The sequence below is a fragment of the Methylobacterium sp. J-070 genome (assembly GCF_022829385.1).
GTDB lineage: Bacteria > Pseudomonadota > Alphaproteobacteria > Rhizobiales > Beijerinckiaceae > Methylobacterium.
The window spans coordinates 171,625-191,892 of record NZ_JAKSXX010000165.1 but is presented as its reverse complement, the minus strand read 5'-3'; the positions used below and the strand labels follow the sequence as shown (position 1 = coordinate 191,892).

Sequence of the window (20,268 nt, the reverse complement as noted above, 5' to 3'; positions counted from 1 at the left end):
GCGTCAGCGCCAGAAGGGCTTGATGTCGAGAAGCTCGGATCTGGCGTCGGCGGCCGCCTCGAGCAGGTCCTGCGTCCCCGGATCGTCGCCCTCCGGCATCGGTGGACCCGAAAGACTCTCGGTCATCGCCCGGGCCGTCTCGAGGTCGTTGAGCGTGCCGAGATGGTCCTGCAGGTCCGACAGGGCGGCGCCGAACTTGTCCTGCCGGCGCCGCGCCTTCTTCTTAGTGTAGAGGCCTGCGAAGAACTCCGCGCCGTAACGCAACTTCTTGGCGGCGATCCGGGCGCGATGGCGGGTGTGCGGATCGAGGCGCTTGAGGCCCCGGCCGCGCTTCTTCAGCCGAAGGCGCGCTTGGTCAAGCACCTGGGCGGCGAAGTGGCGCCCGTCCTGCGCGGCGCCGGGCTGCGCGGCCCAGGACCCGGTCTCGATCCAGCCCGCGAAGTCGATGATGAGGCCGCGCCATTGCGGGCTCTCCAGGATCGCCAGGACCGAATCGTAGGCGCGCTCCCGCTCGGCTTCCGCGCGCTCCCGAAGGCCGTCGAGCCCGGGCGCGTCGGGCCGCTCCTCGGCGAGGCGCGGCAACGTCTGTTGCAGGAACACGTCCAGGTTGCGCGCGTGCCCGAAGGGCTCCGTGACGCGCTTGATCTCGTCCCCGAAACCCGCCGCCCGCGGGTCCTCCGCCAGCATCGGCGCGAACAGCGACAGGGCCGAGCGCAGCCGGCGCAGGGACACGCGGATCTGATGCAGGGCCTCGAGCGGCCGCCCGCCCTCGAGAAACGCCGTCTCGTTCAGCCGCAGGTGACGCAGGCAGGCCCGCGCGACTTGGCGGAAGACCTCCCCGGCGCTCGCGCCGTCCGGGAGTTGGATGGTCTCGGCCTTGACGACCGTTGGGCCGTGCCCGTCGATCAGCGCGAAGCCGACGGCGCTCTTGGCGTTGACGCTGAGGCGCAGCGGGACGGTTTCGGCGAGCGACTGCGCGACCGCGAACAGGTCGGCGGGGTCGCCCTCCTGAAGCTCCAGCTCGAGGCCGCAGAGCGGAGCGTCGCCCGCCGGGCTCTCGACGCGGCCCTCGTCCAACGTGACCAGGATGCGCGAGGCGCCCTGCGTCACGGGGATTTCCCGACGCATCACGATCGTGGAGAACAGGCGCTCCGGAGGCGCCCCAGATTCCCGGAGGACGGCCTCCGCCGCCGTGCCGGCCCAGGCATCGGACTCCGGCGTCTCGCCGGCGATCTCGCTCTCCCATTCGGCCCGGTCGAACAGACCCACGTCGCCGCTGCCGGCCTTCACGGTCTGGATGTGGCGCCCGCCCTGGGCGCGGACACGCAGGGTCAACCCGGCAGCCCGAAGCTCGCGGCCCGGCGTATCGTAGTAGGTCGTGGTCAGGAGTTCGGGCTCGGATGCTGCGGCACCCTGCAGGCGCGGATGGGCTGCGAGCGCCGTCAGGTCCGGACCGGCGCAGTCGAGCTTCAGCTCGACCTCGCGTGGCTCCTCGGCGGCGTGGCTCTCGATCTCGCTCATGCTCTCCTCTCGGTGAACCGACTCTCCCAACGACGCGGGAGGGCGCTTCGGTTGCAACGAACCGTCGCACTGCCATGCCCCGCCCCGGGCCCTCGGCGTGACCCGGGAAGGAAGGTCCCTCGCCGCCGCTGCGTCAAGCGCGCGGCCCGGGAATCAGTCTCCGCCTCCTGCGTATGTTGCGCTGCACGAAAATCACGCTTTCCCAAATCGATGGGACGTGGCAGGATAAATTGTCCACAATTCAACTGCCCCGCGCGCCCCGGTCCCGACCGATCGGCGGCCCAAGGCTCGACGCTGAGCCCGCGAGGCGGATTCCCCGTTATCGTGAATGGTGCGCCGGTGTGGATGGCGGCGCCGCAGAGATGGTCCGGTCGGTGACTGCGGTGAAGACACTTCTCGTCGGCGTGATCGGGCATGTCGATCACGGCAAGACGGCGCTGGTGCGCGCACTCACCGGTGTCGAGACGGACAGGCTGAAGGAGGAGCGCGCCCGCGGCGTGTCCATCGTCCCGGGCTTCGCGCTGCTGGCCGCCGGATCGGGCGAGATCGACCTCGTGGATCTGCCCGGTCACGAGCGGTTCGTGCGCGCCATGGTGTCGGGTGCGACCGGCATGCGGGCGGTGCTGCTGGCGGTCGACGCCCGCGAGGGCATCAAGCCTCAGACCGTCGAGCACCTGGAGATCGCGCGGCTGATCGGCGTGCGCCGGGGCGTCCTGGCCCTGACCAAGGCGGACCTCGCCACCCCTGAGACCGTCGCGGCGCGCTCGGCCGAGATCGCCGCCGCCGCAGCCCGCGCCGGGATCGAGGCCGGCCCGGTGATCGCGACCTCGGCGGTCACGGGCGCCGGCCTTCCCGACCTGACCGCGGCGCTCGGCGCCTTGCTCGCCGAGGGCGAAGCCGGGACCGACGACGGGTTTCCCTACCTGCCGGTCGACCGGGTCTTCTCCCGAGCGGGTTTCGGCACCGTGGTGACCGGCACCCTGCGGCGCGGGCCGCTGGCTCTGGGCGACACCATCGAGATCGTTCCCGGTGGCCGGACCGCCGTCGTCCGCGGCCTCCAGATCCATGGGCGCCCGGTGGAGCGCGCCGAGCCCGGGCGGCGCACCGCCGTCGCCCTGCGCGGCATCGGTCACGACGAGATCCGGCGCGGGCAGGCGCTGTCGATGCCGGGCCACTTCGCGCCGAGTTCGTGGCTCGACGTCGCCATCACGGCGGCGACAGGCGCGGAGGCGCCCCTGGCGAGCGGCACCGCCTGCCGCCTGCTGTTCGGCACCACCGAGGTCGAGGCCCGCCTGCGCCTGCTCGACCGCGACGCGCTGGAGCCCGGCGGCAGCACGCAGGCGCAGCTGCATCTTGCCGAAGCGGTGGCGGTGCCCGCGCGGGAGCCCTTCGTCCTGCGGCTCGACTCCCCCGCCGCCACCGTGGCGGGCGGCCGCGTGCTCGATCCGTCGAGCTGGCGGCGCCGGCGCCGGGACCCCCGCGGCATGGCCGATCTCGCGGCTCTGGCGGCGGGCGGGCCGGCCGAAACGGTGTCCCTGCGCCTCGGGCAGGTCGGGGCGGCCGGTGCGCCGCTCGCGGACCTCGCGCGCCTCGCCGGTGCGGCGCCGGACCGGGTCAGGCGGCTGCTGGCCGAGTCCGGCGCGCGCGAGATCGGCGACCGGTTCATCGGGGCGCCGGCCTTCGATGCGCTGCGCACCGGCGTCCTGGCGGCGCTGGCGGAGCACCACCGCAACAACCCGATGGAGCACGGGGTCGCGCTGGAGCGCCTGTCCCGCATGCTGGCCCTCCCGGAACTGCTCATCGGCACGGTCCTGCGCGCGCTGGCCGCGTCCGGCACGGTGGCGCAGGCCGGCAGCCTCTGGCGCCGCGCCGACTTCGATCCGGCCCGCAACGAGAGCGAGGCCGCCCGCAGGCTGGAGCTGATCTTCCGGCGGGCCGGGCTGAACCCGCCTGACGAATCCGAGGCCGTGGGCCGGGACGTGCGCCGGCGGGAGGCGCTGACTTACCTGGTGGGCGCCGGCACGGTGATCCGCGCCATCGACCGGGTGCAGCGCCGCGCCGTGCTGTTCCATCGGGAGGCGGTGGAGAGCGCCCGATCCCGACTGGCCGCGGCCTTTCCCAATGCCGCCACGGCGGAGACCGGGTTCCTTGCCCGGGAGGCGGGGGCGACGCTGGGGATCTCCCGCAAGTTCTCCATTCCGCTCCTGGAGCACCTCGACGCCACGGGCTTCACCCGGCGGGCGGGGGATCGGCGGGTCATCGTCGGCCTGGACCCGGACGGCGCCGGCGGGAATGAAGGTCAGGAACCCGCGCCGTCGCCGGGACCGGGCCCGCAGCAGGTGTAGCCGACCGGTCGGCCGGGCGTTCCGCGGGTCGGCCGGACGGCGCCCCGGGCGATCACGGTGGATTCGCGGAACGAACGGTCGCGCGCGGACCGTTCGCCGGTCATTCCTCGAAGGACTCGACGTAGACCGTGCCGGCACCTTGGCGGCGTGCGGTCTCCTCGATGCGGTCGATCTGCGCCTGCGCCCGGCCGCAGGGGAAGCCGTACTGGGATCGCACGCGCTCGCTGGCGATGCCGAGGGCCAATCGGCTCAGGGCGACGAAGTCCGCGACGGGGTAGTCCTGCCCGACCGCAAGGTGGTCCTTGATGATCAGGGACGGCGAGTAGCAGGCGTCCCGCGTCCCGTCGGGCCAGCGGATGTGAAACCGCATCTCAGGCATCGGGCGGCATCCGGGTGATGTTCCATGCCGCCGAACCCGTGGCGAACGGCCCCGCGGCCGCCGGGCCCGGGACGAGGGCGGCGTAGATCGGCAGATGGCGCGCCGCGCAGGCTTCCCAGGCGTGGGTCCGCACGAGGTCGCACCCGACGTTGCGCAGCCGCGCCCGCCGCGCGGGCTCGAGGCTCGCCCGCATCGCCAGCGCGAGCGCACCGGTGTCGTGGGGCTCGACCCAGAGGGCTTGGCTCGGGGCGAGGTACTCGCTGAACGGCGGCCGCGCCGGGACGATCGCCGGGGTCCCGCACGCGATGGCTTCCAGGACGCAGAGCCCGTAGCCCGCCGCTCCGGAGGGGAAGACCAGCGTGTCGGCCAGCCGGTAGAGGCCGGGCATGTCCGTCTGAGCGACGGGTCCGGTGCGGACCACAGGCCGGCCCGGGCCGACATCCAGCCCCTCGCGCTCCAGCGCGGCGCAGCAGCGTGCCTCGTAGCCCGCATGGTCGTCCTGCGCGGCGCCCCCGGCCACGACAAGCTGGGCGGCCGGCACGTCCCGCCGGAGCTGCGCGAAGGCCTCGAGGGTCGCGAGCGTGCTCTTGCGCGGCGCGAACCCGCCGATGCTGAGGAAGACCGGCCCGGCGCCGAGGCCCAGACGTCGGCGCAGCCCGGCATCGCCGGGCCCCGGCTCAGGCCCGTACACCGTCCCGTCGACGCCGTTGCCGACCACCTCCGCCTGTGCGCCGTAGTCGCGGGCGAGGGCTGCGGCCAGGACACCGCTGACGCAGAGTAGCCGCTCGGCATGGACGATCGCCCGCTCCTGCCACTGGGCGAGCAGCGGGTCCGTGACCGGCTCGACGGCGTGGACGGTGCGCACGAAACCGTGGATGAGCCGGCGCCGGCTCAGGGTCGCCAGGGCGTTGCCGCTGATGCTGCACTGGGCGTGGAAGACGTCGAAATCGCAGGCCGCCGGCGTCGAGAAATGGGCGAGGTAGTCGGCGATCCGGGCGCCGACCAGCGCGGCGGCCGATCCGGTGACCGGCTTCGCCGTCACCGACGTGACGGGACAGGCCGCATCCCGGAAGAACCCGCGCCCGGTCGGATCGGGGGCGTGGACGACGGCCTCGTGCCCGAGCGCGCAGAGCGCTTCCCCGAGGGCCAGGGCGTGCACCACGCCGCCACTCGGATCGGTCGCGTGCGTGAGGATCGCGATGCGCAAGCTGTCGACCCAGGGTCGTCCCGACGAGGCCCGCAGCCGGTCCAGGTTTCACCCGCGCGAGCCCGGACCACGGTCTCCGCCACCCTCTCGGAGATCCGCACCGTCCCGGAAGCATCGATCGTGCCGCATCGGGTTCAAAGATGCGGCCTGCGATGGCGGCGAAAGCCGGTCCCGCCCGCCATATCCGTTCCCGTGCGCGTCCAGGTCCACGTCCAAGTCCCGCGACCGCGCCGCCGTTCCGGGCCCGGCCCAGCCTATCGTTTAATTTTGTGTTACGAATTCATTCGGCTTTCATTCGTGCGGCGGAACCGCCCATTCTCAGGCCGTGTGTCAGATTGTATCCGTGATCCGCGAGAGCCGGAGCAGACGTTCCTTGTCCCAGCCAGCCGATATCGTGAACCCCGCCCGGCCCCTGCACCGGATGCTGCGTCGTCTCGGCGTGCTCTGCGGTCTGCTCGTGCTGCCCACGGCGGTCCTCGCCTACGCGGATCTCCTGCCCGATTCGCTGGATCTCGTCGGGATCGACCTGCGCGAGAGTCCGGATCTGCCGCACGTGGCGCGCCAGATCGCCATCGGCGCGCCGCTCAAGATCGTCGCCTTCGGCTCGTCCTCCACGCAGGGCGTCGGAGCCTCCAGCCCCGCCAACGCCTATCCGGCCCGCCTCCAGAGTGACCTGCGCAAGCGGCTGCGGGGAGTCGACGTGGCGGTCATCAACCGCGGCATCGGCGGCGAGCACGTGGACGACATGCTGGCCCGTCTCGATCGCGACGTGATCGCGGCCGAGCCCCAGCTCGTCATCTGGCAGACCGGCAGCAACGATCCCTTGCGCGGCGTCTCGATCGATCACTTCCGCGAGGCCACCGCGGCGGCGATCCGGCGCATCCGCGAGGCCGGCATCGACGTCGTGCTCATGGAGCCGCAATGGTGCCCGAAGCTCGAAGCCACCCCGGGTGCCTCGCGCTTCCTCGAAGCGGTGCGCAGCATCGGTGACGCCCTCGATGTGCCGGTGATCCGGCGCGCCGACCTGATGCACGGCTGGGTGCGCGAGGGGAAGGTGACGACGAAGCAGCTCTTCGCCTCCGACGGCCTGCACATGGCCGACAGCGGCTACGCGCTCCTGGCCGAGGCAGCGGCCCAGTCGATCCTGCAGGATGCCGGCCCGGTGCAGACTGCCGAGGCCGTCGCCGAGTAACGCCGTCGCGCGGCCCGTGTCGGACCGGGTGGACGCCGCCCGGCAAGCTCCCCATCTCGACGCCATCGAGAGCGGAGCCGAACCTTGAGCCAGGACGTATTCAGGCACGACGACCGGGGCGGCGTGCCCCAGATGCACGCGACCACGATCCTGATGGTCCGGAAGGGCGGACGGGTCGTCCTGGGTGGCGACGGCCAGGTCAGCCTCGGCCAGACGATCGTGAAGGGCAATGCCCGCAAGGTCCGCCGCCTCGCCAAGGGCGCGGTGATCGGCGGCTTCGCCGGCGCCACCGCCGACGCCTTCACGCTGTTCGAGCGCCTGGAAGCCAAGTTGGAGCAGTATCCCGGCCAGCTGACCCGGGCCTGCGTCGAACTCACCAAGGATTGGCGGACCGACCGCTACCTCCGACGCCTCGAAGCCATGATGCTGGTTGCCGACCGCGAGGTCAGCCTCCTGCTGTCGGGGTCCGGCGACGTGCTGGAACCCGAGAGCGGCGTCATGGCGATCGGCTCCGGCGGCAACTACGCGCTCGCGGCCGCCCGCGCCCTGGAGGACGGCGATCTCGACGCGGAGGCCATCGTCCGCCGCGCCATGGCGATCGCCGCCGAGATCTGTGTCTACACGAACGGCAATCTGGTGATCGAGGCCCTCGACGCCGGCTGAACCCGGATTCAGCAGGCGCTGCCGTCGAACCGCGCCGGGCCCGGCCACGAATGGAAACGGCGGCTGCGTCGCCGCCGGAGCGGCGCCGCCGACTTTGCGCGCGAAGACGATTCTTCAAGCGGCCGGACGCCCCGAGGGAGCGAGCATTCTTCGACCCCGAGCGCAAACCCTTTTCAATTTGTATTCGCAGTATTGATCTTGAATTTTAAGTAATATGCGTCGGTTTTGTAGGATCGATGTAGTTATAAATCTGCTAGTATTCATGGCATACGGTCAAAATTGCGATAGCGTTCCGCAATCGATTGCGGTCATCCTTGACCGTCGGGATAAAGTCAAACAAAATTAACACTGTGTAGTGTTGACTCGCTCCGAACACGGGCCGTCACCGGCGTGAACTGACAACCGAGAGTGGGACGAATGCGATCGATCAATGATGTCCGTATCGCCACGAAGCTCTCGCTCGCGTTCGGCTGCCTCGCTGCGGTGACGGTCGGCATCAGCGCCGTCGGGTACGGCCGCCTGTCCGCCATCGATCACACGATCGGCCTGACGGCTCACTCGAACGAGGTGGTCGAGTCGCTCGACGCCGTGATGCTGTCGATGGTGAACCAGGAGACCGGTCTGCGCGGCTACCTGCTGTCCGGGGAGCCCGGGTTCCTCAGCCCGTACAAGGACGGGAAGGCGTCCTACGCGGTCGCCATGGAACGGGTGCGGTCGCTCACGGCCGATAACGGCGCGCAACAGGCGCGCTTGGCCGACGCGGACCGGGCCGCGGCGCGCTGGGAGAGCGACGTCGCCGCGAAGGAGATCGCCCTCGTGCAGGCGGGCGATCTCGAGACGGCCCGGCGGATCGAGGCGAGCGGAGCCGGCAAGGCGGCGATGGACGCGTTGCGAACGGCGATTGCCGAGGCCGACAAGGCCGAGCGTGGCCTCTATGCCGGCCGCAGCGCCGATCAGGCGCGGTCCTTCGCCACCGCCTACATGACCAGCGTCGTCGGAAGCGTGGTCAGCATCGCCATCGCGGCGATCCTGGCGTTCCTGGTCTTCGCGTTGCTCACGCGGCCGATGACCCGCTTGGTCTCCGTCCTCCAGCGTATGGCGCAGGGCGAGATCGACGCCGAGATCGCGGAGGCACGCCGCGGCGATGAGATCGGGGCCGTCGGCCGGGCCGTGGAGGGCATCAAGGCCCTTGTCGCCAGGAAGGCCGTCGAGGACGCGGAGCTGAAGCGCGTTGCCGAAGTTGCCGCGACCGCCGAGCGGCACCGGACGATGATCGAGCTGGCCGATAATTTCGACCGGGCGGTCGGCGGGATCGTCGGGACGGTTTCCGCGTCGGCCACCCAGTTGCAGGCTACCGCCAGGGCCATGTCGGCGACCGCGTCCGAGACGTCGAGCCAGTCCGCCACGGTGGCGGCTGCCGCCGAGGAGGCCGCCTCCAACGTCAACACCGTCGCGGCGGCCGCCGAGGAGCTGGGCTCGTCCGTCCAGGAGATCGGCCGGCAGGTGGACGGTTCGGCCAAGCTGGCCCTGGGCGCCGTGAGCGAAGCCGACCGGACCGGCGCGCTGGTCCAGGCGTTGAACCAGTCCGTGTCGAAGATCGGCGATGTCGTCGGGCTGATCTCGACCATCGCCGGCCAGACCAACCTGCTGGCCCTCAACGCGACCATCGAGGCGGCCCGGGCCGGCGCGGCCGGCAAGGGCTTCGCGGTCGTCGCCGCCGAGGTGAAGGCCCTGGCCGAGCAGACCGCCAAGGCGACCCACGAGATCTCCGCGCATATCGCGCAGGTCCAGTCATCGACCGGGCAGGCGGTGACGGCGATCGACGGCATCACCGACCGGATCCGGGAGATCAGCGGCGTCGCCACGTCGATCGCCGCGGCCGTCGAGGAGCAGGGGGCGGCCACGCAGGAGATCGTGCGCAACGTCGCCCAGGCGGCGATCGGTGCCGGCGAAGTCACGAGCAACATCACCGGGGTCGCCGACGCCGCGGAGCAGACCGGCGCCGCGGCCGGCCAGGTCCTGAATGCGGCATCGGGTCTGTCCCAGCAATCGGAGAGCCTGAGGGCCGAGGTCGCCCGCTTCCTGGAGACCGTCCGGGCGGCGTGATCGACGGGCCCGCGGCAGGCCTTCGCGGGGGCGTCCAGGCTCCGCGAAGGCTATCGGGCCGAGATCGGCTGTCTCCGAATACATACCGGATTCTTCGGTTAACGCCCTATTGAATATTTGACGGCATTTTGAATCCAGCCAAGCCTCGAAGGTTGGACCAATATGAAGATCGGCGGAAAAGTCCTGGGCTTCGTCACTGCGTGCAGCCTGACGACGCTGATCGTCGCCGGCGTCAGCGTGGTGACCCTTCATAGCTTCGATCGCTCCCTCGCGACCGTCGAGAGCGCTTCGAGCCGGGCACTGAATGCGGCGAACTTCAATCGGCTCGCCGCCGAGGTGACGATGGATTCCCGGGGCGTCTACGCCTCGGCCGACCGGGCGGAGGCGGCGAAGTACGCGGCGGGCGTCCGGAAGGGCCTGGCCGAGATGGACGCGCTGCGTACCGTCTGGGCGCCGACCGTGACCGGGGCCGAGCGCCCGCTCTTCGACGCGATGGCGCGCAATGCAGACGCCTTCCGGACCCTGCGCAGCGCGCTGGCCGACGCCGGTGAGACGATCAGCCCCCGCGCCGCCGCGGATCTCGGCTTCAACGACGCCAACCGGACCAACCGCAAAGCCTTCCAGGCGAGCATCGACGCGCTGGTGAACCAGGGGCGCGCCGAGATGAGCGCGATCCAGGCGGAGTCGCAGGCGCTGTTCGAATCCCGCTCGCTGCTGCTCCTCGGCCTCGCCCTGGCCGGGACGCTGATCTGCGGCGCCCTGGGCGTCTTCGTGGGGCAGCGCCAGATCGCTCGGCCGCTGCGCTCGGTCGCCGAGGCGATCCAGCGGCTCGCACGGGGCGAGCATACGGTCCCCACGATCAAGCCGGGTCGCGACGAGATCGGGGCGATCTGGGCGAGCATGCAGGTTCTCGGCGAGACCATGCGGAGCGCCGAAGCCCTGCGCCAGGAGCATCAGCGCACCGGATCCGAGGCCGCGGCCCTGAAGCGGGCCGAGATGAGCGGCCTCGCCGACCAGTTCCAGGGCAGCATCGGCAGCCTCGTCGATCATCTCGCGGGCGCTGCCGGGGGGCTGGAGCGCGCCGCCGCCGCCATGGCGGGCAACGCCGAGCGCACCGGTTCCCAGTCGCAGGCCGTCACCCGCGCCGCCGAGACGACCGCGCACAACGTCGAGGCCGTCGCGGCCGCCACCGAGGAACTCGCCGCCACCGCCAGCGAGATCGGCGTCCAGGTCACCCAGACCTCCACCGCGGCCCAGAGCGCCGTCGAGGCGGCCCGCCGCACCCGGTCGAGCGTGCAGGTCCTGGCGCGCAGCGCGGACGGGATCGGGCAGGTGGTTTCGCTAATCTCGACCATCGCCGGGCAGACCAACCTCCTGGCGCTGAACGCCACCATCGAGGCCGCCCGCGCGGGCGACGCCGGACGGGGGTTCGCGGTCGTGGCCACCGAGGTGAAGGACCTCGCCACGCAGACCGCCAAGGCCACCGAGGAGATCGCCGGCCAGATCGCCGCCATGCGCGCCGCGACGCACGAGGCGGTGGCCGCCATCGAGGAGATCGGCGGCACGATCGAGCAGGTCCACGGCATCGCCCTCGGCGTGGCTGCGGCCGTCGAGGAGCAGCAGCTCGCCACGCAGGAGATCGCCCGCAGCGTCTCCGAGGCGGCGAGCGGCACCCGGGCCGTCACCGAGACGATGGCGGCGGTCCTCGGAGCCGCCCGCGAGACCGGCACCAGCGCCGCGCAGGTGCTCGACGCGGCCGCCGACATCGCCCGCCGCTCCAACGGGCTGGGCGGTGAGGTCGCGGGCTTCGTCGCCCAGGTGCGGGCGGCCTGAGGCGAGGCGGCGGCGGCCTCGCAGGCGGTCTCCGCGGTACGCAAGGCTCCCGGATTGAGGGGTTTGATCCGACGCGCGAGCCTGGTCGGGCCCGCCCTTCGAAGTCCCGCGGCGATGTTGCATTGCAGCGCGGGGGCCCGTAGGGTCCGGGCATTCGCAAGGACCCGGTGAAAGCCCGGGTGGCTCTTCCGGCCGCCGATCCGCCGGACCACGCATTCGAGACGCCCTCCTGTCCGCCGCTCATGCGGGCACGCCTCTCGTGCGGATCATCCCATGTCACGCAGCATCCCCGGTCGTCCCGGCCGCCTCCGGTCGTGGACCGCCAACATCCGCGGCGACACCCTGTCGGGGGTCGTCGTCGCGCTCGCGCTGATCCCCGAGGCCATCGGGTTCTCGGTGATCGCCGGGGTCGACCCGAAGGTCGGCCTCTACGCCTCCGTGGTCATCGCCTGCACCATCGCGTTCGCGGGCGGCCGTCCGGCGATGATCTCCGCCGCGACCGCCGCGACCGCCGTGGTGATGGTTGATCTCGTGCGCGACCACGGTGTCCAGTACCTCTTCGCCGCCACGATCCTGATGGGGCTCATCCAGATCCTGGCCGGCTTGCTCCGGCTCGGGCGGCTGATGCGGTTCGTCTCGCAATCGGTGATGACCGGCTTCGTCAACGCGCTGGCGATCCTGATCTTCCTGGCGCAGTGGCCGGAACTCAGCGGCGTGACCCCCGCGACCTACGGCCTGATCGCCCTGGGGCTGGCGATCATCTACGGATTCCCTCGGATCACGCGCGCGGTCCCGTCGCCCCTGGTGGCGATCGCCGTGCTCACCGCGATCACGGCCCTCGCCCACCTCGACGTGCGCACGGTCGCGGATCTGGGCGCCCTGCCCTCGGCGCTGCCGCACTTCGCCCTGCCGGACGTGCCGCCGACATGGGAGACCCTGCGGATCCTGCTGCCCTATGCGGCGACCCTCGCGGCGGTCGGCCTGCTCGAGAGCCTGCTCACCGCGCAGATCGTCGACGACATGACCGATACCGGCAGCGACAAGAACCGCGAGTGCATGGGCCAGGGCGTCGCCAACATGGCGTCGGCGGTGTTCGGCGGCATGGGCGGCTGCGCGATGATCGGCCAGTCGGTGATCAACGTCTCCTCCGGGGCCCGCGGGCGGCTCTCCACGCTGGTGGCCGGAGCCTTCCTGCTCCTGCTCCTCGTGGCGCTCCAGGACCTGCTCGCGGTGGTGCCGGTGGCGGCGCTGACGGCCGTGATGATCATGGTGTCGGTCAACACGTTCTCGTGGCGCTCGCTGGTCCGCCTGCGGACCAACCCCCTGCCCTCCTCCGCGGTGATGCTGGCGACCGTCCTGGTTGTGGTCGCCACCAAGGATCTCGCCATCGGCGTGCTGGTCGGCGTGCTGCTGTCCGGCGTGTTCTTCGCCGGGAAGGTGGCGCGGCTGAGCCACGTGACGTCCGACCTCTCCGCCGACGGGCGCACGCGGACGTACCGGGTCAGCGGACAGGTGTTCTTCGCCTCCGCCGGCCTCGTCTCCGAGGCGATCGACGTGCTGGAGCCGGTCGAGCGCCTCGTGATCGACGTCCACGGGGCGCATTTCTGGGACATCTCGGCGGTCGCCGCCCTCGACCGCGTGGTCCTGAAGGCGCGGGCCCGCGGGCGCAGCGTCGAGGTCGTGGGCTTGAACGCGGCCAGCACGACCCTGGTCGGGCGGTTCGGCCGGCACGACAAGACCGGCGCCGCCGCTCCGGCGGCGCGCTGAGGCGGCGATCCGCCCGGGTGGCGCCCCTTGCGCGGGGCCTCGCGCGACCCCATTCCCGGCGCGGGGCCGCTTTCTGCCCCGGAACAGGGATGACCCAGCGGTGACGACGTTCTCTCCGCGCGAGATCGTGTCCGAACTCGATCGCTTCATCGTGGGGCAGCACGACGCCAAGCGCGCCGTCGCCATCGCGCTCCGCAACCGCTGGCGCCGTCAGCAGCTCACCGGGCCGCTGCGCGAGGAGGTGGCGCCCAAGAACATCCTGATGATCGGGCCCACCGGCTGCGGCAAGACCGAGATAGCCCGGCGCCTTGCCCGGCTCGCCAACGCGCCGTTCCTGAAGATCGAGGCCACCAAGTTCACCGAGGTCGGCTATGTCGGCCGCGACGTCGAGCAGATCGTCCGCGACCTCGTCGAGGTGGCGATCGGCCTGACCCGGCAGCAGAAGCGCGACGGCGTGAAGGCGAAGGCCGAGGCGGCAGCGGAGAACCGGATCCTCGACGCCCTCGTGGGACCGACCGCCAGCGCCGCCACCCGGGACAGCTTCCGGCGCAAGCTCCGGAACAGCGAGCTCGACGACAAGGAAGTCGAGCTGGAACTGATCTCCGGCGCGCCCGCCGGCCTTCCGATGTTCGAGATCCCGGGCGTCCCCGGCGCGTCCATGGGCGCGATCAACATCGGCGACATGCTCGGCAAGGCGCTCGGCGGCCAGCGCGGCAAGCCGCGGCGGATCCTGGTGCGGGATGCCTACGCGCCGCTTCTGGCCGAGGAATCCGACAAGCTCGTCGACGACGAAGCGCTCGTGCGCGAGGCGGTCCGCGAGGTCGAGAACAACGGGATCGTCTTTCTCGACGAGATCGACAAGATCTGCGCCCGCGAAGGCCGCTCCTCCGGCGACGTCTCCCGGGAGGGAGTCCAGCGCGACCTGCTGCCGCTGATCGAGGGGACCACGGTCGCCACCAAGCACGGCCCGGTGAAGACCGACCACATCCTGTTCATCGCCTCGGGCGCCTTCCACGTCTCGAAGCCGGCCGACCTCCTGCCCGAGCTGCAGGGCCGGCTCCCGATCCGCGTCGAGCTGCAGCCTCTGACGGTGGAGGACTTCAAGCAGATCCTCACCGCCACGGAGGCGAGCCTGCTCAAGCAGACCGTCGCTCTGATGCAGACCGAGGGCGTGACCTTGGCCTTCACCGACGACGCCGTGGACGCGCTCGCCCGGGTGGCGGTCGAGGTGAACGGCAGCGTCGAGAACATCGGGGCCCGCCGGCTCCAGACCGTTCTGGAGCGGGTGATCGACGAGATCTCCTTCACCGCCACCGACCGGTCCGGAGAGACCGTGCCGATCGATGCCGCCTATGTGCGCGACCGGGTCCAGGATCTGGCGGCGAACGCCGACCTGAGCCGGTTCATCCTGTGAGGGCACGGGCCCGCGCAGGCTTGCGCGGCGCGCGCCCCCGCTGACGCACGCTGTCGCGGGGGTCGCGGTGCGCCGAGCCTCCGGAGGATCTCATCCGGGACGGGCGATCTAGATCCCGTCTCCGCAGAACCGACACCCGTCGGCCGCCGGATCCCGGGCACTCCCGTGCATCCCTGGAATGGGGGCGTGACGCGCAAGCCGGTCCGGTCGCGGCGGCATCTGCTATGGCGACGGCCAACCTTGGGCTTGAGGAACGTCGGCGCGTGTCACGCAACAGAGTCGGCCGTGGCGAAACGGTCCTTTCCGTGGCCGCCCTCGTCGCCGGCATGGTCTCGCTCCAGTGCGGCGCGACCTTCGCCAAGAGCCTGTTCCCGGTGGTGGGTGCGGCCGGGACGTCCGCCCTGCGGGTTGGTTTCTCGGCGCTGATCCTCGTCGTCGTCTGGCGGCCCTGGCGGCGCAGCCTCCCGGCGCGGCAGGCCGGCTGGATCGCGCTCTACGGCGCGTCCCTCGGCGTGATGAACCTCCTGTTCTACCTGGCGCTGGCGCGGCTGCCCCTGGGACCCGCAGTGGCGATCGAGTTCGTCGGGCCCCTCGCGGTGGCGCTGATGGCGTCGCGCCGCCGGTCGGATTTCCTGTGGATCGGTGTGGCGGTGGCGGGTCTGACGCTGCTCCTGCCGCTCACCACCGCGGACGGGCTGGACCCGGTCGGGATCCTGCTCGATCTCGGCGCGGCCACGGCCTGGGCGCTCTACATCCTGTTCGGGCAGCGCGCGGGCCGGCTGGACGGGGGCCAAGCGGTGTCGCTCGGGATGCTCGCTGCCGCGCTCATCGTGGCGCCCTTCGGCGTGGCGGAGGCGGGATCGGGCCTGCTCGCCCCGGGACTCCTGATCGCCGGGCTCGCCGTGGCGCTGATGACGAGCGCCCTGCCCTATTCGCTGGAGATGGTCGCCCTCCGGCGCCTGGACCAGAAGCGTTTCGGCGTCCTGATGAGCCTGGAGCCGGCGGTGGCGGCCTGCGCGGGGCTCGTGCTGTTGGGGGAGCGAATCAGCCTCGTGCAGTGGCTCGCGATCGCCCTGGTGATCGCGGCCTCCGTGGGAATCACCGTCGGCTCGCGGCGGGCGGTGCCGGCGGTCGCGGTCCTGGAGGCGTGACGTGCACTACTTGCCGGCGAGGACCCGCGAGGCGACGTTGATGTATTTGCGCCCCGCTTCCTGAGCGTGCAGCACGGCGTCGCCCAGCTTCTCCTCGTCGCGGACGCTTGCCAGCTTGATCAGCATCGGCAGGTTGATGCCCGCCACGACCTCCACCGACCCGCCATTCATGCAGGACAGCGCGAGGTTGGAGGGCGTGCCGCCGAACATGTCGGTCAGCACCACCACGCCTTCTCCGGTGTTCACGCGACAGACCGCCGACATGATGTCGCGGCGTCGCAGCTCCATATCGTCCTCCGGCCCGATCGTGATCGTCTCGATCTGATCCTGCGGGCCGACCACGTGCTCCAGAGCGGCCTTGAACTCGGTCGCCAGTAGCCCGTGGGTGACGAGCACCATGCCAATCATCGACACGTGTTCCAACGTCCTGTGTATGCCGCCATGTTGTGCATCGCACAGACCCCCACAAGGCGAACGCGACTTTTTAGCCCGGACATTGCTCTGATCATGCCACGGCTGCCTCCTGCGCGCCATGGGGGTTACCACCGCTGCGCGACTCCGGCGACGTGTGCGGCTGCGAAGTCACGTCGAATGCTTCCGCAACGCCGCACGGATCACCAGGGGCGCCAGCCCCGACGCGCGCACGCCCGCATCCAGCACCACGCGCGGCAGAGCGAGCCCGAGCAATTCGGTCTCGCCCGCCGGCTCCGGCAGGCGCGGCACGGCGTCCACGAGATCGACCGCGAGGCGCAGAGCCACGTCCGCGAGCGCGGCGAGGCCGAGGTCCGCGACCGTCAGGATGCCCTGTCCCCGGACCTCGACGCGGCCCGCGAGCGCCGCGTGCGGCCGTGCCAGCAGACGGCCGGCGTCTTCCGTGCAGACGACGCGGTCGTCGGCCACAAAGGCACCATCCTCCGAAGCCGCGAGCAGCAGCGCCAGGCTGGACTTCCCCGACCCGGACGGCCCGCGAATCAGCACCCCGGCGCCGGCGAGCGCACAGCAGGAGGCGTGGACGGTGATCATCAGGCGTGGAGCTGGCGCGGGGCGGCCGGCAACCGCACGATGAAGCGCGCACCGCGCACGGTGGGTTCGCCATCCTCGTCCGGGGCGCCGGGGCGATTCTCGGCGCGGATCGTCCCGCGGTGGGCCTGGACAATCTGGCGGGAGATCGACAGGCCGAGGCCCGAATTCTGGCCGAAGCCCTGTTCGGGCCGGTCCGTGTAGAAACGCTCGAAGATCCGCTCCAGGGCGTGCTCGGGGATGCCCGGCCCCTCGTCCTCGCAGACGAGCTCGACCTCGCCGCGGACCCGGCGCAGCACCACCCGGACCTTCGCGTCGGAGGGCGAGAACGAGCGTGCGTTGTCGAGGAGATTGTTGACCACCTGACCGAGGCGGCTGTCGTGGCCGATGATCGTGAACGGCGCGTCGGACTCCGGCGCCAGGGACTCGATATCGAGGTGGATCAGGCAGTCCTTCGGACGGCGCCGCTCGTTGGCCACCGACACCACCGTGGAGAGCAGACGGCGCAGATCGACCCGCCGCGCCTCGGCGCGCGCCAGCTCGGCATCGAGGCGCGAGGCGTCGGCGATGTCGCTGATCAGCCGGTCGAGGCGTTTCACGTCGTGCTGGATGATCGCCATCAGCCGGCCGCGCGAATCGTCGCTCCTGGCCAGGGGCAGCGTCTCTACGGCGCTGCGCAGGGAGGTGAGCGGGTTCTTCAACTCGTGGCTGACATCGGCCGCGAAGCTCTCGATCGCGTCGATGCGCCGGTAGAGCGCCTGCGTCATGTCGCGCAGCGCCCCCGACAGGTGGCCGATCTCGTCGGTGCGCTCGGTGAAGTCCGGGATTTCCTCGCGGGTCTTGATGCCCATACGGACCTTCTCGGCGGCCTCCGCGAGGCGGCGCACCGGGCCGGCGATCGCCCCGGCCAGCAGGAACGACAGCACCACCATCACGGCCGACGCCACCAGGAACACTTGGAGCAGGCCGAATCGCTCCGAGGCGATCACCCGGTCGATGGCGTCGCCCTGGGTCGAGATCAGCAGGGCGCCGCGGACGGAGCCGGCGCGGTGGATCGGCACCGCCACCGACACCGTGGTCTCGCCGAGCTTGTTCCGCCGTACGAGGCTGCCCCGGTTGCCGCCCAGTGCCGCCTGGACTTCGCGCAGGGAGTGGCCGTTCACCGGTCCGGTCTCCTCCGCCTGCTCGGTCCGGGTGCGGAACAGTCCGCCGAGCTTCGTCTGGACCGTCTCGAAGGCGGATTCGAGCATCCCGGGCTTGTGCAGCCGGGGCGCGAGCGGGTCGGGCCGGCCCGCGTCGCCGCGCTTGAACAGGGTGCGCGTGTCGAACAGGAGGCCGCCTTCCTGATCGTAGACCCGGGCGCGGTTGCCGGTGGGCGTGACGAGGCGCGAGAGGAGCGGCGCCACCTTCTCGGGATTCAGCGAGAAGGCGAGCGGCTGCGATTCCTCTTCGGCGGCCTCGCCGGCCTGCTGCTGGAGCAGCTTGTCGGGGTCGATCCGGATCGTATCGGTGTCCACCGACGCGGAGGCCGCGATGGCGCCCGCGATGATCTCGCCCTGGATGGCGAGGCTCTGGATCCGGGCCTGGATCAGGCCCTGCCGGAACTGGTTGAGGTACAGGAACCCGACGAGGAGCGCGATCAGCCCGACGAGGTTGAGGACGACGATGCGGCGCGTCAGGCTCGAGGACGCGCGCTGGCCGACCGCGTCCCAGAGGGCGCGGGGCCAGGCGAGCGGCCGGGCGAGCGCCTGGGCCAGGGAGGAGCGGGGCGGCGCATCGTCGGCCTCGGCGGGTGTTCGGACGGTCACGCGGCGGAACTCGGGATCACGCCTCCTTGAACCGGTATCCGACCCCGTAGAGCGTCTCGATCATGTCGAAGCTCTGGTCGGTCACCTTGAACTTCTTGCGCAGGCGCTTGATGTGGCTGTCGATGGTCCGGTCGTCGACGTAGACCTGATCGTCGTAGGCCGCGTCCATCAGCGCGTTCCGGCTCTTCACCACGCCGGGGCGGTGGGCGAGCGCCTGGAGGATCAGGAATTCCGTGACCGTCAGGGTCACCGCCTCGCCCTTCCACGTGCAGGTGTGGCGCTCGGGATCCATCATCAGCGCGCCGCGCTCCAGCGAGCGCGCCGCGACCTCCTCGGCCCCGCGCGGGGTCGCCCCGGGCGCCTCCTTGGCGAAGCGGCGGAGCACCGCCTTCACCCGTTCCACCAGCAGGCGCTGCGAGAACGGCTTATGGATGAAATCGTCCGCCCCCATCTTGAGGCCGAACAGTTCGTCGATCTCCTCGTCCTTCGAGGTGAGGAAGATCACAGGAAGGTCGGATTTCTGCCGCAGGCGTCGGAGAAGCTCCATCCCGTCCATGCGCGGCATCTTGATGTCGAAGATCGCGAGGTCGGGCGGCGAATGCCGCAGACCGTCGAGAGCGGAGGCGCCGTCCGTGTAAGTCTGGATGCGGTAGCCTTCGGTCTCAAGCGCGATCGACACAGAGGTGAGGATGTTCCGGTCGTCGTCGACGAGGGCGATGGTCGGCATGCGCGGTCCCTGACTGAACGGGTTCTGGCGCGGTCCCGGCTCTACGCGCAGGCCACGCCACGTCCCCCGGCCCCCGAGGGGCAGACAAGAGCGCGAGCCGGGCGGTTTCGGCGCAGCCCGGCGCGTGCAAAGGGACAGGTGCTTTAGTACGGCCGATCGGAAAAAGCGAGCGGCGGTCATAGCTTGGCCGTAACGGCCGATCTGACGCGGGCCGGACGCCTCGCGCACGGCCCGCAGCAGCGCTAACGTTGCGCGGGTTTGCGGCGGCCATTCGGGACGGGGGCGGACGGGCATGGGCGAGACGAGCGAGACCGATCCCGGACCGCGCGGCCCGGCCCGGCCGCTGCCCGCGGAGGCGGCGCCGTTCGATGCCATCGGTTTGGCACGAACCCTCCTGCGCAGCATCCGCTCCGGGGCGCTCGCCACGCTCGATTCGGACGGCACCCCCTTCGCGTCGCTCGTGACGATCGCCACCGACGTGGACGGCACGCCGCTGATGCTGCTGTCGCGGCTCTCGGCCCACACCCGGAACCTGCTGGCCGACCCGCGCTGCTCGCTGCTGTTCTCGCAGGGCGGCAAGGGCGATCCCCTCGCCCATCCAAGGCTCACGGTGGTCGGCCGCGCGGTCCAGACCGCCGAGCCGCGGGCGCGGGAGCGGTTCCTCGCCCGGCATCCCAAGGCCAAGCTGTACGCCGATTTCCCGGATTTCGGCTTCTTCGCCCTCGATCCGCGGGAGGGCCACCTCAACGGCGGCTTCGCCAAGGCCGCGACCCTGACCCGCGAGCAACTGCTCATCGACCTCGCCGGCGCCGACGCCATCGTGGCCGGCGAGCGGGGCGCGGTCGAGCACATGAACGCCGACCACGCCGACGCCCTGGCGCTCTACGCCGCCGGCTCCGGCGCGGAGGCCGGTCTGTCCTGGCGGCTCACCGGCCTCGACCCCGAGGGCATGGACCTGATGGCGGGCGAGCGCACGGCCCGGGTCAGCTATCCCGACCGCGTGACCGACATGGGAGCGCTGCGCAAAAGCCTCGTTGCCATGGCGGCGCGGGCGCGCGCGACTGGCACGGAGGCTTGACGCCGCAAGGACTTCGCGCGAGGGCATGGCGAAAAGGCGCCGGATGCCCCATATCCG

16 protein-coding genes and 1 other annotated feature are annotated in these 20,268 nt (G+C 71.3%); of the genes, 9 read left to right on the top strand and 7 right to left on the bottom strand.

Annotated elements, in window-relative coordinates; genetic code table 11:
- Positions 1-3: 3 nt before the first annotated feature.
- Positions 4-1,521 carry a CYTH and CHAD domain-containing protein gene (locus MKL01_RS16890; RefSeq protein ID WP_243906357.1) on the bottom strand — a complete coding sequence of 506 codons (1,518 nt, stop codon included), beginning with the start codon at positions 1,519-1,521 and terminating at the stop codon, positions 4-6.
- A gap of 362 nt (positions 1,522-1,883) precedes the next feature.
- Between MKL01_RS16890 and selB the strand changes: the two genes are divergently transcribed.
- Positions 1,884-3,866 (top strand): selenocysteine-specific translation elongation factor, encoded by a 1,983-nt coding sequence (selB, locus tag MKL01_RS16885; RefSeq protein WP_243906356.1) that lies wholly within the window; start codon positions 1,884-1,886, stop codon positions 3,864-3,866.
- Between the two features lie 100 nt (positions 3,867-3,966).
- Here the strand turns inward: selB and MKL01_RS16880 are convergent, their stop codons facing one another.
- On the bottom strand, positions 3,967-4,245 hold the full coding sequence (locus tag MKL01_RS16880; protein ID WP_243906355.1) for an MSMEG_0570 family nitrogen starvation response protein: 279 nt from the start codon (positions 4,243-4,245) through the stop codon (positions 3,967-3,969).
- Positions 4,238-5,452, bottom strand: coding sequence for an MSMEG_0565 family glycosyltransferase (locus MKL01_RS16875; protein WP_243906354.1), 1,215 nt, complete (start codon positions 5,450-5,452; stop codon positions 4,238-4,240). The genes MKL01_RS16880 and MKL01_RS16875 overlap by 8 nt, the downstream gene beginning before the upstream one ends.
- A 421-nt stretch (positions 5,453-5,873) precedes the next feature.
- Between MKL01_RS16875 and MKL01_RS16870 the strand changes: the two genes are divergently transcribed.
- From MKL01_RS16870 to MKL01_RS16840, 7 genes are all read left to right on the top strand, one after another.
- A complete protein-coding gene (locus MKL01_RS16870) occupies positions 5,874-6,644 on the top strand; it encodes an SGNH/GDSL hydrolase family protein (RefSeq protein WP_243906576.1) in 771 nt (256 codons plus the stop codon).
- Positions 6,645-6,776: 132 nt separating this feature from the next.
- A complete protein-coding gene (hslV, locus tag MKL01_RS16865) occupies positions 6,777-7,307 on the top strand; it encodes an ATP-dependent protease subunit HslV (protein ID WP_243906575.1) in 531 nt (176 codons plus the stop codon).
- 417 nt (positions 7,308-7,724) lie between these two features.
- On the top strand, positions 7,725-9,413 hold the full coding sequence (locus tag MKL01_RS16860; RefSeq protein WP_243906353.1) for a CHASE3 domain-containing protein: 1,689 nt from the start codon (positions 7,725-7,727) through the stop codon (positions 9,411-9,413).
- 162 nt (positions 9,414-9,575) lie between these two features.
- The gene (locus tag MKL01_RS16855) at positions 9,576-11,246 is read left to right on the top strand and encodes a methyl-accepting chemotaxis protein (protein ID WP_243906352.1); all 1,671 of its coding nucleotides are present in this window, start codon (positions 9,576-9,578) and stop codon (positions 11,244-11,246) included.
- Between the two features lie 157 nt (positions 11,247-11,403).
- Positions 11,404-11,459, top strand: a sequence feature (sul1 is cis-regulatory element that is thought to sense ions involved in sulfur or methionine metabolism; They are found in Alphaproteobacteria).
- Positions 11,460-11,519: 60 nt separating this feature from the next.
- Positions 11,520-13,013, top strand: coding sequence for a SulP family inorganic anion transporter (locus tag MKL01_RS16850; RefSeq protein ID WP_243906351.1), 1,494 nt, complete (start codon positions 11,520-11,522; stop codon positions 13,011-13,013).
- Between the two features lie 100 nt (positions 13,014-13,113).
- Complete coding sequence (hslU, locus tag MKL01_RS16845) at positions 13,114-14,427, top strand: ATP-dependent protease ATPase subunit HslU (RefSeq protein WP_243906350.1); 1,314 nt, start codon at positions 13,114-13,116, stop codon at positions 14,425-14,427.
- Positions 14,428-14,690: 263 nt separating this feature from the next.
- Entirely contained in the window at positions 14,691-15,578 is an 888-nt protein-coding gene (locus MKL01_RS16840; protein WP_243906349.1) for an EamA family transporter, read from the top strand.
- A gap of 6 nt (positions 15,579-15,584) precedes the next feature.
- Here MKL01_RS16840 and MKL01_RS16835 read toward each other — a convergent pair whose 3' ends face one another.
- From MKL01_RS16835 to MKL01_RS16820, 4 genes are all read right to left on the bottom strand, one after another.
- Positions 15,585-15,986, bottom strand: a complete 402-nt coding sequence (locus MKL01_RS16835) for a PTS sugar transporter subunit IIA (protein ID WP_043351658.1) — start codon at positions 15,984-15,986, stop codon at positions 15,585-15,587.
- Positions 15,987-16,160: 174 nt separating this feature from the next.
- Positions 16,161-16,601 carry an HPr kinase/phosphorylase gene (locus MKL01_RS16830; protein ID WP_243906348.1) on the bottom strand — a complete coding sequence of 147 codons (441 nt, stop codon included), beginning with the start codon at positions 16,599-16,601 and terminating at the stop codon, positions 16,161-16,163.
- On the bottom strand, positions 16,601-18,406 hold the full coding sequence (locus tag MKL01_RS16825) for a sensor histidine kinase (protein ID WP_243906347.1): 1,806 nt from the start codon (positions 18,404-18,406) through the stop codon (positions 16,601-16,603). Before MKL01_RS16825 ends, MKL01_RS16830 begins: the two co-directional genes overlap by 1 nt.
- A gap of 16 nt (positions 18,407-18,422) precedes the next feature.
- Positions 18,423-19,133 carry a response regulator transcription factor gene (locus MKL01_RS16820; RefSeq protein WP_243906346.1) on the bottom strand — a complete coding sequence of 237 codons (711 nt, stop codon included), beginning with the start codon at positions 19,131-19,133 and terminating at the stop codon, positions 18,423-18,425.
- A 292-nt stretch (positions 19,134-19,425) separates the two neighbouring features.
- Between MKL01_RS16820 and MKL01_RS16815 the strand changes: the two genes are divergently transcribed.
- Positions 19,426-20,211, top strand: coding sequence for a HugZ family protein (locus tag MKL01_RS16815; RefSeq protein ID WP_243906345.1), 786 nt, complete (start codon positions 19,426-19,428; stop codon positions 20,209-20,211).
- Positions 20,212-20,268 lie beyond the last annotated feature (57 nt).

Excerpts from the sequence above, each read along its gene's own strand:
- MKL01_RS16890 (WP_243906357.1), bottom strand. The coding sequence starts at position 1,521 with ATGAGCGAGATCGAGAGCCACGCCGCCGAGGAGCCACGCGAGGTCGAG.
- MKL01_RS16860 (WP_243906353.1), top strand. The coding sequence starts at position 7,725 with ATGCGATCGATCAATGATGTCCGTATCGCCACGAAGCTCTCGCTCGCG.
- MKL01_RS16870 (WP_243906576.1), top strand. The coding sequence starts at position 5,874 with ATGCTGCGTCGTCTCGGCGTGCTCTGCGGTCTGCTCGTGCTGCCCACG.
- MKL01_RS16815 (WP_243906345.1), top strand. The coding sequence starts at position 19,426 with ATGGGCGAGACGAGCGAGACCGATCCCGGACCGCGCGGCCCGGCCCGG.
- MKL01_RS16850 (WP_243906351.1), top strand. The coding sequence starts at position 11,520 with ATGTCACGCAGCATCCCCGGTCGTCCCGGCCGCCTCCGGTCGTGGACC.
- hslV (WP_243906575.1), top strand. The coding sequence starts at position 6,777 with ATGCACGCGACCACGATCCTGATGGTCCGGAAGGGCGGACGGGTCGTC.
- MKL01_RS16835 (WP_043351658.1), bottom strand. The coding sequence starts at position 15,986 with ATGATTGGCATGGTGCTCGTCACCCACGGGCTACTGGCGACCGAGTTC.
- MKL01_RS16855 (WP_243906352.1), top strand. The coding sequence starts at position 9,576 with ATGAAGATCGGCGGAAAAGTCCTGGGCTTCGTCACTGCGTGCAGCCTG.
- MKL01_RS16880 (WP_243906355.1), bottom strand. The coding sequence starts at position 4,245 with ATGCCTGAGATGCGGTTTCACATCCGCTGGCCCGACGGGACGCGGGAC.
- MKL01_RS16830 (WP_243906348.1), bottom strand. The coding sequence starts at position 16,601 with ATGATCACCGTCCACGCCTCCTGCTGTGCGCTCGCCGGCGCCGGGGTG.
- selB (WP_243906356.1), top strand. The coding sequence starts at position 1,884 with ATGGTCCGGTCGGTGACTGCGGTGAAGACACTTCTCGTCGGCGTGATC.
- MKL01_RS16820 (WP_243906346.1), bottom strand. The coding sequence starts at position 19,133 with ATGCCGACCATCGCCCTCGTCGACGACGACCGGAACATCCTCACCTCT.